General features: G+C 62.2%; 8 protein-coding genes. 3 read left to right on the forward strand and 5 right to left on the reverse strand.

Annotated elements, in window-relative coordinates; all coding sequences use genetic code 11:
- Positions 1 to 60: 60 nt before the first annotated feature.
- Positions 61 to 2,091: a TonB-dependent receptor gene (locus CAG02_RS29035; RefSeq protein WP_085708580.1), complete on the forward strand. Its 2,031-nt coding sequence runs from the start codon at positions 61 to 63 to the stop codon at positions 2,089 to 2,091.
- 76 nt (positions 2,092 to 2,167) lie between these two features.
- On the opposite strand, the gene CAG02_RS29040 is transcribed toward CAG02_RS29035, so the two are convergent.
- Positions 2,168 to 4,378, reverse strand: coding sequence for an LTA synthase family protein (locus CAG02_RS29040; RefSeq protein WP_085708579.1), 2,211 nt, complete (start codon positions 4,376 to 4,378; stop codon positions 2,168 to 2,170).
- Positions 4,379 to 4,711: 333 nt separating this feature from the next.
- Here CAG02_RS29040 and CAG02_RS29050 point away from each other — a divergent pair, with 333 nt between their 5' ends.
- Positions 4,712 to 5,287 carry a hypothetical protein gene (locus CAG02_RS29050; RefSeq protein ID WP_085708577.1) on the forward strand — a complete coding sequence of 192 codons (576 nt, stop codon included), beginning with the start codon at positions 4,712 to 4,714 and terminating at the stop codon, positions 5,285 to 5,287.
- A gap of 129 nt (positions 5,288 to 5,416) precedes the next feature.
- Here the strand turns inward: CAG02_RS29050 and CAG02_RS29055 are convergent, their stop codons facing one another.
- The 4 genes from CAG02_RS29055 to CAG02_RS29070 form a co-directional block, all read right to left on the reverse strand.
- Positions 5,417 to 5,896: a copper chaperone PCu(A)C gene (locus tag CAG02_RS29055; protein ID WP_085708576.1), complete on the reverse strand. Its 480-nt coding sequence runs from the start codon at positions 5,894 to 5,896 to the stop codon at positions 5,417 to 5,419.
- A complete protein-coding gene (locus tag CAG02_RS29060) occupies positions 5,896 to 6,501 on the reverse strand; it encodes an SCO family protein (RefSeq protein ID WP_085708575.1) in 606 nt (201 codons plus the stop codon). Before CAG02_RS29060 ends, CAG02_RS29055 begins: the two co-directional genes overlap by 1 nt.
- A 156-nt stretch (positions 6,502 to 6,657) precedes the next feature.
- Positions 6,658 to 8,070 (reverse strand): efflux transporter outer membrane subunit, encoded by a 1,413-nt coding sequence (locus CAG02_RS29065; RefSeq protein ID WP_085708574.1) that lies wholly within the window; start codon positions 8,068 to 8,070, stop codon positions 6,658 to 6,660.
- 60 nt (positions 8,071 to 8,130) lie between these two features.
- Positions 8,131 to 8,925 carry a helix-turn-helix transcriptional regulator gene (locus CAG02_RS29070; RefSeq protein WP_085708573.1) on the reverse strand — a complete coding sequence of 265 codons (795 nt, stop codon included), beginning with the start codon at positions 8,923 to 8,925 and terminating at the stop codon, positions 8,131 to 8,133.
- Positions 8,926 to 9,416: 491 nt separating this feature from the next.
- Here CAG02_RS29070 and CAG02_RS29075 point away from each other — a divergent pair, with 491 nt between their 5' ends.
- Positions 9,417 to 15,827, forward strand: a complete 6,411-nt coding sequence (locus tag CAG02_RS29075) for a non-ribosomal peptide synthetase (RefSeq protein WP_085708572.1) — start codon at positions 9,417 to 9,419, stop codon at positions 15,825 to 15,827.
- The last annotated feature ends 113 nt before the right edge of the window (positions 15,828 to 15,940 follow it).

Below are 15,940 nucleotides of genomic sequence, written 5' to 3' on the forward strand. Positions count from 1 at the left end.
TGACATGTCCGTGTGGCAGTGGCATCGATCCCTTCCTTTCTGCCTTACGGAATACTAGAAATGTCTGCCCGTTTTCCCTCCTTCCCGCCAAGCCTGCTGGCCTCTGCGCTGCTGATCGCATCCCCCGCATTCGCTGCCGAACCCCTCGAACTGCAACCTCAAGTCATCACTGCCAATCCACTGGGTAGCCAGACCCTGGCTTCGCCCTCGACGGTGTTGAGCGGTGATGACCTGACGCTGCAGCAAAAGGGCAGCCTGGGCGAAACCCTGAACAAGCAGCCGGGCGTGTCGTCGTCCTACTTCGGGCCGGGAGCCAGTCGTCCGATCATTCGCGGACAGGACGGCGATCGCATCCGCATTCTGCGCAACGGCGTCGGTGCGCTGGACGCCTCGTCGCTGTCCTACGATCACGCGGTGCCGTTGGACCCGATCAACGTTGACCGCATCGAAATCGTCCGTGGCCCTGCCGCGTTGCTCTATGGCGGCAGCGCTATCGGCGGGGTCGTGAATACCTTCGACAACCGCATCCCGACCGAAGCCATCGACGGCATCCACGGCGCCGGCGAACTGCGCTATGGCGGCGCCGACACCACCCGCAGCAGCGCGGGCAAACTCGAGGCCGGCAACGGTCAGTTCGCCCTGCACCTGGACGCCAGCGCCCGCGAGTTCAACGACCTGAAAATCCCCGGCTACGCCAAAAGCAGCCGCGAACGGGCGGGCGACGATGGCGACTCCAGCAAGCATCGCCTGGCCAACAGCGACGGTCGCCAGGACGGCGGCGCGGTGGGCGGCTCGTACACTTGGGATGACGGTTACGCGGGTCTGTCTTACAGCAACTACGACTCCAACTACGGCTCACCGGCCGAAGACGACGTGCGGATTCGCATGCAGCAGGAGCATTACGCGTTCGCCTCGGAAATCCGCAACCTCCAAGGGCCGTTCAGCTCGGTCAAGTTCGACGCCGGTTACACCGATTACCAGCATCGCGAGATCGAGGGCGGCGAAGTCGGCACTACGTTCAAGAACAAGGGTTACGAAGCGCGGGTCGAAGCCCGGCACCAGCCGTTGGGGCCGTTCAACGGGGTGATCGGCGCGCAGGTCAGTCGCAATGAATTCTCGGCGCTGGGCGAAGAAGCCTTCGTGCCGCACACCGATACTAATGCCGGCGCACTGTTCATTCTGGAAGAGTTGCAAGCCACGGATCGCCTGCTGTTCACCCTCGGCGGTCGCCTGGAACACACCACGGTCGACCCGGACGCCAAAGGCAACGAGCGCTTCGCCAACGCCGACCGCTCCAGCAGTTTCACCGCCGGCAGTCTGTCGTCCGGCGCGGTCTACACGCTGACGCCGATCTGGTCGGTCGCCGCCACGCTGGGCTACACCGAGCGGGCGCCGACGTTCTACGAGCTGTACGCCAACGGCGCCCACGTCGCGACCGGCACTTATGAAGTCGGGGATGCGGGTCTGTCGAAAGAGAAAGCCGTCTCCAGCGATCTGGCCCTGCGTTTCGACAATGGCACGCACAAGGGCAGTGTCGGCGTGTTCTACAGCCACTTCTCCAATTACATCGGCTTGCTCGGCACCGGGCGCACCCTCAATGATGAAGGCGAAGAAGACGCCGCCGGCATTCCCGAATATGCCTATTCCGGTGTCCGCGCACGCTTCAGCGGCATCGAAGCCCAGGATCGCTGGCAGCTCGGTGAGAGTGCCTACGGCAAGTTTGCGCTGGAATTGTCGGGCGACTACACGCGGGCCAAGAACCTCGACAACGGCCAGGATCTGCCGCGCATTGCTCCGCTGCGCTTGAACACCGGGCTGCTGTGGGAGCTGGATCGCTGGCAGGCACGGATCGATGTGGAGCACGCCAGTTCCCAGCATCGGGTACCGGACAATGAAAGCAGCACCGATGGCTACACCACGCTGGGTGCGAATGTGGGGTATCACTTCGACGTTGGCCAGAGCAAATGGCTGGCCTTCGTCAATGCCGAGAACCTGACCAACCAGACCGTGCGCTATGCCAGCTCGATCCTGCGCGACATTGCGCCGGCAGAAGGGCGGAGCATTCAAGTGGGGTTGCGCACTACCTTCTGATCGTCCCTGCGCCAGCGTCCCGCGAACCGCGAACCGCGAACCGCGAACCGCGAACCCCGTGACGCTGGCGTCCGCATCAGCTCGATTGAGCGGTGTCGTCTTCCGGGAGTTCTTCCCGCAGATCCTGTTGCCCCGGCAGCTCGGTGATCACGCTGAAATCCGTGACTTCCACCGCCCCCAGCCCATAACCCAGCAAGTGGAACGAGAAGGCCTTGCGCGGTTGCGGGTTGTCGAAGCTGAAATCCATTTCCAGCGGCTGGTCCGCCGTGGCGACCATTTCCGATGGCAGGCCCAGTTGCACGTCCTGTTCGAACTCCTTGGCCTTGAGCTGGATGTACGCCGCCTGTTGCGGATCCATCGAGCGCACGGTCAGGCGTACGCGGGTGTGCGAGCCCTTGGGCATTTCCAGGTATTGCGCGCCGATCAGGTTGTCGGCCCAGTCATCCTTGATCTGCGCTTGCAGCGGGATGACGTTGTCGCTGCCGAACTGATAGCGCTGGTTCAGTGGAGTGCGCAGCAGCGAGAGGTCCAGCGCATCGGCGCGGGCCGCAATCTGCCGCGCATTCTGGCCGCTGGCATTGCCCTTGAACGTGGCGCGTTCGGCGATGAAGCCTTCACTGACGTAAGCGCGGCAGCGGCGTGGCATGTCGCACTCGGTCAGGATGCCGTGGCCGTCGTGGTAGCGCAGTTTGCCGTTGGTGAACGACATGATTTCGCGCCCGGTGTCGTAGTCGCGAAACAGCGAACGGCCGCTGAGTGCGGCGGGCACCGGCAGGTCAAAGTAGTCGAGGATCGATGCGCTCAGATCGACATGTCCGTAGACCCCGGCGTTCAGGTGTGGCAACTGCGCCTGTTCCGGTGCCAGGGTCAGGTTGAAACCCCAGGACGAGGCGAGCCGCACGCCATCGATGCCATGGGATTCGTCCGAGGTGATCACCACCAGCGTGTCTTTCAGCACGCCCTGACGTTCGAGGCCGCTGAGGAACTGGTCCAGGGCATCGTCCAGATAACCGACGGCGGCCTGTTTCGGTGTGTCGTAGCGTTGCAGGTATTCATCCGGCGCGGAGTAGGGCTGATGGGTACCGACGGTCAGCAGGGTCAGCATCCACGGTTTTTTCTGTTTCTTCAGTTGGCCGACGTAACCCAGTGCGCCTTCGAAGAAGGCCTTGTCGTCCTTGCCCCACGGGAATTCCAGGTAGTTGGCGTTGGTGAACCACTCCAGGCCATGGGTCGCATCGAAGCCTATGTGCGGCATGATCTTGTCTTTGGCCATGAAGCGCAGGCCGGCGCCTTGCAGGTAGTGGGTGGTGAAACCGTTCTGACGCAATTGGGCCGGCAGGCAGGCCTGGTTGCGTTCGTTCTGGGTCAGCATTTCCACGCCTTTGGGCGTGCCGTTGTTCAGTTTGTCGTAATCGCCGCAAAGCATGGCGTACAGGCCGCGAATGGTCTGGTGCGTGTGCAATACGTAATCCGGCGTGTTCATGCCGCGCTCGGCCCAGCGGCTGAGCTTGGGCATCAGGTCTTCCTGATAATGGCTGCCGATGGCCTCGCGATTGGCGCGGATGTAGGCGCCGGGAATGCCTTCTACGGCAACGATCAGCACGTTGCGCGCCTGACCTTTAGCGGCCAGTAACGAGTGGCCGTTCAAGTCGAGGTCGGTGAGCCCGGCCATCGATGGCGCGGGTACTTCGCTACCACCCTCCAGCCATTCTTCGGCCTGCATCTGCGCGTCGGCCACCTGCGCGGCGAGCAACTGATGCGGCAGGTTGTACAGGCGCCATGGGTCGGCGTCGCTCGGCGAAAGATTCTGTGCGCCCCAATGGGCGGCGAACAGCAACACCGGTGCCGACCACACGGCGCGGGGCAACGCCGGCGCCAGCGTTCCGCGGTTTGCCCACTGCGTCGCCAGCCACAGCAACAGGGCCAGCAGCAAGGCACCGGCCACCGCCGGATGGGCAAAACCGCCGCCGGTGGAGTTTTCCACGAATTGCGGGTCGATCAGGTAATGCAGATCCTGGGGATTGGGCAGGCGCCCGACCGCGCTGACCAGTTCCGCCGTCGCCACCGCCAGCAGCCCCCAGAACACCAGCACCGGCAGGGCCAGCCACCACGGCCGGCGATGCAACAGAACCACCAGCAGGCTGCCGATGGCCAGGTCCGAAAGATAGCCGAACAGGCTCGACCAGCCGAGTGCCGCACGCAGGCACACCGGTACGATCAGTACCAGAAAAACCAGAGAAAGAAGACGGGCGTCGGGGTGCCGAAGCCGTTGAAAAAGAGCGCTCACAAAAAAGACCTTCCAGCCATCAAATCGTCATAAAAGTGTGCGCGATGATACCAAGGGTGAGCTGTCTGATCGCCTTTTTAAACACGGGGCTGATCTGCTTGCCAAAGCGCGGCACAGGGCTTGAAGTCGTGAGCGGCGTTCGTATCAGCTCGATTGCGGCCAATGAACGGGGAGCCACCGACGGCAGATTTATTGTTTCAGGCTGTTTAAGGCTTGCAGTCGCAGGCCCACTCTCGCCGCCTTTCTGGACAGGGTAGTGGCCACTCAGTAGCATTCGGGGCCCAATGTATTTTCCCTTTACGTATCGTTCTGCAGGGATCTCAAGGAATTGCCATGAAGGATTATGTCTTCGATAACATCGTGATCGAGTTCTGGGAGACGGTAGGGAAGGTTGTTCGCGCCGATCAACTCAGCGAACCACGTCACCGGGAAGAGGATGTGATCTGGGTCCGGGACGAGGAGGGCGATGAGAGTGCGATTGACATTTCACGCTTGAATTTCCAGGTTCGTCCAGGTGATGAGGTCCAGATTATTTCTGCCTCGACCGAAACGACCGACGACATTATTTATGCGCTTCTGCGTAATTACCGCAGCGGTGACGCGGGTTTGCTGGATGATGGCGAATACATCTACACGGAACTTGTCGAGGCAAAACCGAGCAGCACACCTTTCTGGTTTGCACTGCTGCTGGGGTCTGTTGGAACCTGGTTTTTCGCGGGCTGGGGCCTGTTGATCGGTATTGCTTTCTACATTCTTGTGCGAATAGAGAAAAAACTGCGCAAGCAGCGTTTGATCGCGGGTTTGCTGGAACATGTCCAGAAGCTTGATCGGCAGAACGTTTCCCGGTCGGTCGTTCACTACGCATTGGCCCGTAATCTTGAAGAAACGCAGCCTCATGAAGACAACTGACCTGTCGCTGCGCGTATCAACGGGCAATGCTGATTTGAGGTAAGCGAAGCGACACACGCTAAAAACAAAAAAACGGGACAGTCTGATTGTCGATCAGTCTGTCCCGTTTTTTGTCACCGCAAAGTCAGATCAATGCATCTTGCTGTGATCGTGGCCTTCCATGTTGGTCAACGAGCGTACCGGCGCCTGGACTTCGATGGCCTGTTTCTCGCCCTTGGCGTTTTCCACAGTCAGAGTCAGCGGCACGGTTTCGCCTTCCTTCAGTTGACCGTTCAGGCCCATCAGCATCACGTGGTAGCCGTTCGGATCGAACTTCACAGCCTTGCCCGCCGGCAGGTCTACCGAGTTGACCGGGCCCATGCTCATCACGTCGTTCTTCATGGTCATTTCATGAATCTGTACGTCCTTGGCCACGGGCGATGCAACACTGAGCAGCTTGCTGTCGCTGTCGGCGGTGACGGTCATGAACGCACCGCTGGCCGACTGGTTTGGTACGGTTGCACGAACCCAGGCGTCATCGACCCTGGTCTGCGCCGAAACCTGGAAGGCCAGGCCCAGCAGGGACAGGCCCAGTGCGGCACGTTTGATGTTGTTCAGAAAAGGGTTCATCAGCAGACCTCCATGACGGTTTGCAAATCTTCCGTACACTCTTGTGCAGAAAGCGATTGGGACAGACCCACGCGCAGGTTGCCGCGGGTGTCGTAGACATAACTGGTAGACGTGTGCGACAGGGTGTAAGTGTCGCCGGCAGGGACTTTTTCGTAGAAGACGTCGAATTCCTTGGCGGTGGCCTTGGTTTCCTCGAGGGTGCCGTACAGGGCGACGAAGCTCGGGTCGAAGGTCTTGACGTAGGCGTCGAGGATTTGCGGCGTGTCGCGTTCCGGGTCGAGGGTGATGAACACCACTTGCAGGATGTCGCCATCCTTGCCCATCAGCTTCTTGATTTTCGCCGCGCGGGCCAGGGTCGTCGGGCAGACGGCCGGGCACTGAGTGAAACCGAAGAAAATCATCGGCATCAGGCCACGAAAGCTCGACAGCGTCACGGTGTTGCCTTCGGTGTCCTTGAGCTTGAAGGTGCGTCCGAGGATCTTGTCGCTCAGATCCTTGCCGTACTTGTACGACAGTTGGCCACGGGTGTCGCAGCCGGCGAGCAGGCCCAGACCGAGCACGCCCATTCCCGCAAGCACCTTGCGGCGAGTCAACAAAGCCGTCATCTAATACCGCCTTTTGCAGCCCGCCGGTCAGCAAGACAGGCGGGGGGTTAACCGTAAAAGCGGCGCATGATACCAAAATGAACCGGCAGGTCGGTTTTTGATCACCTACGGATGTCAGATCTGGCGACAAAAGGTGTAAGAAAACATGACCTGCGGTTATTGCGGCGACGGTTCCGCAGGGCTCCAGCTACCGCCCAGTGCGGTATACAGGTTCACTTGCGCCACCAGTTGCGCCAACCGGTCGGAGATCAGACTTTGCTGCGAACTGAACAGCGAACGCTGGGCATCGAGAAACGTCAGGCTGCTGTCGACACCGGTCCGGTAGCGGTGCTGCGCCATGTCGTAATAGTCCTGAGTGGCCTGCACCAGATCGCGCTGAGCCTGTAGCTGTTGCTGATAGGTTTCCCGCGCGGCGAGACCGTCGGACACTTCCTGGAAGGCGGTCTGAATGGTCTTTTCGTATTCGGCGACCGTGATGTCCTTCTGCAACTTCGCGTAATCGAGGCTGGCGCGCAGGCTGCCGGCGTTGAAGATCGGCAGGTTGATCTGCGGCTGGAAGGTCCAGGCGCCGGAGCCGCCCTTGAACAGCCCCGACAGGTCCCGACTCGACGTGCCGGCATTGGCGGTCAGGCTGACACTGGGGAAAAACGCCGCCCGGGCTGCGCCGATATTGGCGTTGGCAGCTTTCAGCTTGTATTCGGCCTGGAGAATGTCCGGCCGGCGTTGCAGCAGATCCGACGGCAATCCGGCCGGTACCTGCGCCACCAGATCACTGGCCAGTGGACGTGCCGGCAAGGTTTCCGGAACCGGCGCACCGACCAGCAGGGTCAGGCTGTTCAAGTCTTGGGCGACCTGGCGTTGATAGCGGGCGAGGCTGGCACGGGTGCTGTCGACACTGGTCTGCGCCTGGATCTGATCCAGCGCCGAAGATTTCCCGGCCTCGCGATTGCGGGTGGTCAGGCGCAGGCTTTTCTCGTCGGCGGCCAGGGTTTCCTGGGCCAAGGCCAGCAATTCCTGATCGGCGCGCCAGGTCAGGTAGGCATTGGCAACGTTGGCCACCAGGCTCAACTGTGCGCTGCGCCGGGCTTCTTCGGTGGCCAGCCAGCTCATCAAGGCCTGTTCACTGAGGCTGCGGACCCGGCCGAAAAAATCCAGTTCGTAGGCGCTGATGCCGAGGTTCGCCGAGTAGGTCGAGGTGATCGCCGCTTTGGTTTTGGTCACGCTCGCCGGCACCCGTTGGCGCAATTCGTTGGCATTGGCTGAAACCGCCGGCAGCAGATCGGCGCGGTGAATGCGGTACTGCGCCTGGAATGCTTCGACGTTCAGCGCGGCCACCCGCAAGTCGCGGTTATTGACCAGTGCGCTCTCGATCAACTGCTGTAACGCCGGGTCATTGAACAGCCCGCGCCAGTCCTCGACAGCGGTCGTGGTCTGGGTTGGCGCGGGGTAGGCGGGGCCTTTTGGATACTGCGCCGCGCTGGGTGACGCCGGACGCTGGTAATCGGGAATCAGCGAGCAGCCGCCCATCAGCAACGCCATGGACAGCAGGGAGATCGGCAACCTGGACATCAAACAGCCTCGTTCACAAATAGGAGTGGGCGCGAAGACCCGTGATGAGAAAACGCCGGATCAGGCCCCGGCCATCCATTTCGCCAGACCGTGACGCCCGCTGACCCCGAGTTTGGCTGCCGCGCGCTTGAGGTAGGTCTCGATCGAGCTGTTCTTGACCCGCAACCGCTCGGCCATCTGCGGCACGGTGCCGCCGGTCAGCAGGCCCAGACAGACTTCCTTCTCGCGCACGGACAGGGTGATGTCGCCCAGTGCCAGGCGCTCGTCGAACACCTGTTGCAACGGTGTCTGCTCCTGATCGGCCTGAAGTGGGCGCGGTTGTCGGGCGATGATTTGCCGACGGATCTGCGCGTGACGCTCGATCAACGGCAGCAGGGTGTCGGACAGGCTTTTGAGGAACGACAGCTCCGGCAGGGAAAACACCCGGTGCGTGTGAGGGCGACAGAACGAGATGACACAGCGGCGGTTGGAGGTGCGTGACACCAGATTGCACTGGTGGACGCTGTGGTGCGGGTGTCGTTGCTGCAGCGAGGCCTTGAGTTGAATCAGCAGCGAGTCATTCATCTCGATCATCTTCTGCAACAGCGGATGATCGTCCTGGCATTGCAGCGGGTCCGGGGGCGGGAAGGTATCCGGCAAACCGGCGCTGCCCAGGGCCTTGATCTCGACCACGCTGGCCTCGCGCTCGTCGAGTGTCCATTCGCTGAGATCGACCCGGTTGACCGGCACCAGGGTGTCGACCAACTGAAACATGTTAGAGGCGAATCGTTCGTTACCCGTACTGGCGATCAACTCGCCCAGTTGCCAGTAGAAGTGCGGGTTTTCCATGTTGCGAAGACTGCCGGTCAGATTCATATCCTTGTCATCCCTGATTTAAAGCCATTACCGAATCATCTGCCGTGCATACACCTGTGAAGCCGCCAACCAGTGTTTCTCCTTGAAATCGATCTGGAGCGGGATTTAAGCCTATGCATTTGTCCTACGTCTGTAGGGGAAAACGGGGACACAAAGTGCCACTAATTCCGAAAAAATGGCGTCACGTTTCTGTCAGATCAATGTGTAAGGACTCGTGGTCCGTGACTGTACGGTCTAGTGGGAACCCCGAAAACCGGGTCTCGGACCGATGCGTCCCACATTTGCGAGGCGCTGGTCGGTAGTAGCGTGTGGCGATTGTCCTACAGGATTTTCAGCCATTTCTTTCCGAACTTTCGGGGGAATAACTGACTTGTCCGGGGTTGGGGACCCTCAGTGCGGGGCAAAGAGGGGGGAGTTGTCCGGGTTTCACGTGTCATGCGGGTTTCGGGGCCGATGCTTGAATACGCGCCAAATCACATGAGACGGATCTTATGAACCAATTTGCTGCCGATGCGGCGGACGGTCTGTCCGCGATTTCCGAAGCCTTCCCGCTGACCGCTGCCCAGCGTGACATCTGGCTCGATCAACTGCGTCAGGGGGATTCGCCGGTGTACAACATCGGTGGTTATGTCGAGATGAGCGGTGCCCTTGATCCTGCGTTGATGCAAGCGTCCCTCGAAGGCCTCGTGGCCCGGCATGACGCCCTGCGCACCAGCCTGCTGCTGGGTGCCGGTGAGCACGGTCTGCCGTTGCAGCGTTTTGCGCCATCGATGCCGGTGCCGATGCCGTTCCATGACTTCAGCGCCCATCCCGAGCCGGAGGCTGCGGCGCGCCGGTTGACTCAGGAGCGCATCGAACAGCCGTTCACGCTGGACGGCGGGCCGCTGTTCCGTTTCTGCCTCATTCGCCTCGATGATCGCTGCCACTGGTTTTCGCTCCAGGCCCACCACCTGATTGTCGATGGCTGGGGCTTTGGCGAAATGCTCAAGTCCCTCGACGAGATTTACAACGCCCTGGCGCTCGGGCAACAGCCGCCGGATTCGGCGCCGTCCTATATCGACTTCATTCATGACGACGCACGCTATTACGAGTCTGCCCGCTATGCGCGTGACCGTGCGTACTGGCTGGACAAATACCGGCATCTTCCCGAGCCGCTGTTATTGCCGCGCTATCAGGAACGCTTTGCCGGCGCGACGGCACCGACGCGGATTTTCTCGCAGGTCTTTCCGGCCCGCCTTCACGACCGTATGAAGCAGGTGGCCGCAGAATACGGGGCTTCGGCGTTGCACTTTCTGCTGGCGGCGATGCATGTGTACTTCAGCCGCATTGGCCAGCGTGATGAATGGGTGGTGGGCTTACCGTTGCTCAATCGATCCGGCGCCCGTTTCAAGTCGACCCTGGGGCTGTTCACCCAGGTCAGCGCCGTGCGCATGGGGTTCGGGCGCGAGCTGGCGTTCGGTGCGCTGGTCAAGGCTGTTCGCGATGAGCTGAAACAGGATTTCCGCCATCAGCGTTTTCCCCTGAGTGAGATGAACCGCGCGCTGGGTCTGCTGCGCGAGGATCGTTCACAGCTGTTCGAAGTGACCGTCTCCTACGAGCGGGACGCCCATGAATACCGCTACGGAGAGGCCCGGGGGCGGGTGGTCAAAGTGTCCAACCACGAAGAGGGCACGCCGCTGTCCGTGCACCTGCTGAGCAGCCGTGGCGACGAAGAGGACAGTTTGTACCTGGTGTACAACGAGGCCTACTTTGACGCGGATGAAATCGCGGCATTGTGCGGCCGATTGCTGTGGGTGCTGGAGCAGGGACTTGAAGATACTTCGCTGGCGGTGGGCGATTTCAGTCTGAACCTGCCAGCCGAGTCGGCGTTGCTGCAAGAGTGGAATGACACCCACGCCGATTACCCCGACGTGCAGACCATTCATCAGCGCATCGAAGCGCAAGCGGCGATGCGGCCGGATGCGGTGGCTGCAGAATCCCAGGGGCAACGGCTGACTTATGCCGAACTGAACCGAAAGGCCAACGCCCTGGCCCATCATTTGATCGGGCTGGGTGTGCAACCCGATGACCGTGTGGCGCTGGTCGCCCGTCGAGGGCTGGACACGCTGGTCGCGCTGCTGGCGATCCTCAAGTCCGGCGCCGGTTATGTGCCGGTCGATCCGGCCCATCCTGCGGAACGTTTGAGCTATTTATTGAGTGACAGTGCGCCGGTCGTGGTTCTGACCCAGGGCAATCTGCGTGAGCGTCTGCCGGTACTGAATGTGCCTGTGATCGACATCGACTCGCGCACCTGGCCGGTCAACGATCTCAACCCCGACGTCTCAGGCCTGACCACCGCGCATCTGGCCTACGTGATCTACACCTCCGGCTCCACCGGCCAGCCCAAAGGCGTGATGGTCGAACACCACACGTTGTCGAACCTGGTGGACTGGCATTGCACGGCTTTCGACCTGGGCGCAGGTCGCCACACCTCGAGCCTGGCCGGCTTCGGTTTCGACGCCATGGCCTGGGAAGTCTGGCCGGCATTGTGTGCCGGCGCGACCCTGCACCTGGCGCCGACCCGTGACGGCGGCGAAGACATCGACGCGCTGCTCGACTGGTGGCGCGCACAACCGCTGGACGTGAGTTTCCTGCCGACCCCAATTGCCGAATACGCCTTCAGCCGCCACCTCGAACACCCGACCTTGCGCACCCTGCTGATCGGCGGTGATCGCCTGCGTCAGTTCAATCGCGAGCAGACGTTCGCGGTGATCAACAACTACGGGCCGACTGAAGCGACGGTGGTCGCCACCTCGGGTCGCATCGAACCGGGCCGGACGCTGCACATCGGCAAACCCGTGAGCAACGCCACGACCTATCTGCTGGATGACCGACAGCGACCGGTGCCGATTGGCGTGGCCGGTGAGCTGTACGTCGGTGGTGCCGGGGTGGCGCGGGGTTACTTCAACCGGCCGGAACTGACCGCCGAACGCTTTCTCGACGATCCGTTCAGCGGCCAGCCCAACGCGCGGATGTACCGCACCGGCGACCTCGCACGCTGGCGCCCGGACGGCAATATCGAGTATCTGGGCCGCAACGACGATCAGGTGAAAATCCGTGGCGTACGCATCGAACCCGGCGAAATCGAAGCCGCGTTGAGCAGTCATGAATCGGTGCGCGATGCGGTGGTGCAGGTGCGTGACGGACAATTGCTGGCCTGGTTCACCGAACACCAGCCGCTGGACATCACGCAGCTGCATGCCCATCTGCAAACCCGTCTGCCGAGCGCGATGCTGCCGTCGGCTTACGTGCGCTTGACGGCGTTGCCCCTGACCGCCAACGGCAAACTGGATCGCCAGGCGTTGCCGGCTCCGGGGCCGGAAGCGTTGATCCGCCGCGAATATGAAGCCCCGCAAGGCGACGTTGAAATTCTCCTGGCGCAGATCTGGGCCGAGGTGCTGCAAGTCGAACGGGTAGGGCGTCACGATCACTTCTTCGAGCTGGGCGGGCATTCGTTGCTGGCGGTCAACCTGATCGAGCGCATGCGCCAGCTCGGCATGAGCAGCGACGTGCGCGTGCTGTTCGGCCAGCCGACGCTGGCGGCGCTGGCCGCGTCGGTGGGCAGTGGTCGCGAAGTTGAAGTGCCGGCCAATCGCATTCCGCCGGGCTGCACGCAGATCACCCCGGACCTGTTGCCGTTGGTCGAGCTGGATCAGGCCACCCTCGACCGGATTATCACCACTGTGCCGGGCGGGGCAGTCAACGTGCAGGACATTTATCCGCTGGCGCCGTTGCAGGAAGGCATCCTTTATCACCACATCACCGCCGCCCAGGGCGATCCGTACCTGTTGCAATCGCAGCTGGCGTTCGACAGCGTCGAGCGGGTCGAGGCCTATGCGGCCGCGTTGCGTCAGGTCATGGCGCGACACGACATTTTGCGCACGGCGGTGGTCTGGGAAGGTTTGACCACGCCGGTGCAAGTGGTCTGGCGCGAAGCCGAACTGCCGGTGCAGGAAATCACCCTCGATCCGGCCGAGGGCGATGTCCTCACGCAGCTGCACGAGCGCTTCGATGCCCGGCGTTATCGCATCGACGTCAGCCAGGCGCCGCTGATCCGGCTGATGTATGCCCGCGATCCGGCCCATGGGCGGATCGTGGCGATTCTGTTGTTCCATCACCTGGCGCTGGATCACATCGCCCTGGAAGTCCTGCGCCATGAAATGCGCGCCAACCTGCTGGGGCAGGGCGAGCCGTTGCCGCCGGCGGTGCCGTATCGCAATTACGTGGCCCAGACCCGGCTCGGTGTCAGCGAGCAGGAACATGAAGCGTTTTTCCGCGAAATGCTCGCCGACATCGACGAACCGACCCTGCCGTTCGGTTTGCAGGACGTACAGGGTGACGGTCGCGGGATCGACGAAGCCGTGCGAACCCTTGCGCCAGAACTGGACCGCCGCTTGCGTCTGCAAGCGCGGCAGGCAGGCGTCAGCGTGGCCAGCCTGATTCACCTGGCCTGGGCGCAGGTGCTGGCGGCGACCTCGGGGCAGGAGCGTGTGGTGTTCGGCAGCGTGTTCATGGGCCGCATGCAGGGCGGTGAGGGCGCGGACCGGGCGCTCGGGGTGTTCATCAACACCTTGCCTTTGCGAGTGGACATGGACCGCGGCGCGCGCGATGCGGTGCTGCTGACCCACGCCCGACTGACCGACCTGCTCGGGCATGAGCATGCATCGCTGGCGTTGGCCCAGCGGTGCAGCGGTGTTGCGTCACCGGCACCGCTGTTCAGTGCGCTGCTCAACTATCGGCACACCGATCTTGAGGTGCAGGAATCGACGGCGGATCCGGCCTGGCAAGGTATCCAGACCCTGGACAACGAAGAACGCACCAACTACCCGCTGACCTTGAGCGTCGATGACCTGGGCAGCGCCTTGCAGATCACCACGCGAACACTGATGAGCATCGGCGCCCGGCGCATCGGCGACTACGTGCAAACCGCGTTGCAGGCGCTGGTCGATGCGCTGGAGCAAACCCCGCAACAGCCGCTGAATCGCTTGTTGATCCTGCCGGCAGCGGAGCTTGAACAACTGCTGGTCAAGTTCAATGTCAGCGAAGTCGATTGCCCGATCGATCAGCCGCTTCAGGTGTTGTTCGAGCAGCAGGCGCAACGCCGTCCCGACGCCATCGCCTTGCAGGCCGGTGAACAACAGCTGACGTATCGCCAGTTGAATGAGCAGGCCAACCGCTTGGCGCATCATCTACGCGAGCAAGGTGTGCAACCGGATTCCAGGGTGGCGATCTGCGTCGAACGCAGCCCGGATCTGATAGTCGGCCTGCTCGGCATTCTCAAGGCGGGCGGCGCGTATGTGCCGCTGGATCCCGACTATCCGCTGGAACGCCTGCATTACATGTTGCAAGACAGCGCCCCGGTGGCAGTGCTGGTACATGAGGCCACCCGCAATCTGCTGGCTGATCCGGGTGTGCCGCTCATCGATTTCGACCGTTGCACCTGGCAGCACGCTTCCGCCGACAACCTGCACGTACCGGGTTTGAGTGCTGCACACCTGGCCTACATGATCTACACCTCGGGCTCCACCGGCACGCCGAAGGGCGTGATGATCGAACACCGCAGCGCCTGCAACATGGTGCACTGGGGCTCGCAGATCAGCCCGCCGACCGGGCACGGTGCGCTGTTGCAGAAGGCGCCGTTCAGCTTCGACAGTTCGGTGTGGGAGATCTTCTGGCCGCTGTGCTCCGGTCTGCGGCTGGTGCTGGCGCGTCCCGACGGCAACCGCGATTCGGCCTATGTGACCCAGGTGATTCGCGAACGGCAGATCACCGTGGTCAAGTTCGTGCCGGCGCTGCTGCAACAGTTCATCGAGCAGGACGATGTCAGCCAGTGCACCAGCCTGACCGACGTGCTCAACGGTGGTGGTGAACTGACCGCCGCACTGGCCCGGCGCGTCCGCGAGCTCCTGCCGTGGGTGCGTCTGCATAACGTTTACGGCCCGACCGAAACCACGGTCGACAGCACCGGCTGGACGCTGGAACCGGACCAACCGGTGCCGGAAACCGTCATACCGATCGGCAAGGCGTTGAGCAACACCCGGCTCTACGTGCTGGACGCTCACGATCAGCCGGTGCCATTCGGTGTCAGCGGTCACTTGCACATCGGCGGGGTCGGGGTCGCGCGGGGTTATCTGGGACTGCCGGACATGCAGGCCGAGCGCTTCATCGACAGCCCGTTCGTGGCCGGTGATCGCCTGTATCGCACCGGCGATCTGGTGCGCTACCGGGCGGACGGCAACCTCGAGTTCCTCGGGCGTAACGACTTCCAGGTCAAGCTGCGTGGCTTGCGTCTGGAGCCGGGGGAAATCGAGGCGCGGCTGATCGAGCATCCGGCGGTGCGTGAAGCCGTGGTGCTGGTGCGCGACGAGCGACTGGTGGCGTATTTCACCGTGCGCGAAGGCTTCGACGCGCCACGCATCGAAAGCTTGCGCGCCCACGTGCTGGAGCGCTTGCCGGAGTACATGGCGCCGGGTGCCTACGTGAAGCTCGATGCGTTGCCCCTGACCCCCAACGACAAGGTCGATCGCAAGGCCTTGCCGGCACCGGGGGCGGAGGCGGTGCTCAGTCGTCGCTACGAGGCGCCCGAAGGAGAGGTCGAAATCAGGCTCGCGCAGATCTGGGCCGAGGTGCTGCAACTGGAGCAGGTCGGACGCAACGATCACTTCTTCGAACTCGGCGGGCATTCATTGCTGGCGGTCAGTCTGGTGGCGCGCATGCGTCAGGCCGGGCTGCACGTCGATGCCCGCACGCTGTTCAGCCAACCGACCCTGGCCGCGCTGGCGGCGCAGACTTCGGCGCAGGCCAGACAGGTTGAAGTCCCGCAAACCACCATACCGACGCTCAACCGCAAACGCCGGCTCTGAGCCGACATCGGCGTCGATTCGCGGTTCCCGCGGATCGACGCCATGACTGGCCGGTCACGGGGCTTGTCCCCGCTTCCCATGTCAGACACCCAAGCCCCGATGTTTTAGCTTTT

This window comes from Pseudomonas sp. R43(2017), from assembly GCF_002112345.1.
In the GTDB taxonomy this organism is placed as follows: Bacteria; Pseudomonadota; Gammaproteobacteria; order Pseudomonadales; family Pseudomonadaceae; genus Aquipseudomonas; species Aquipseudomonas kribbensis.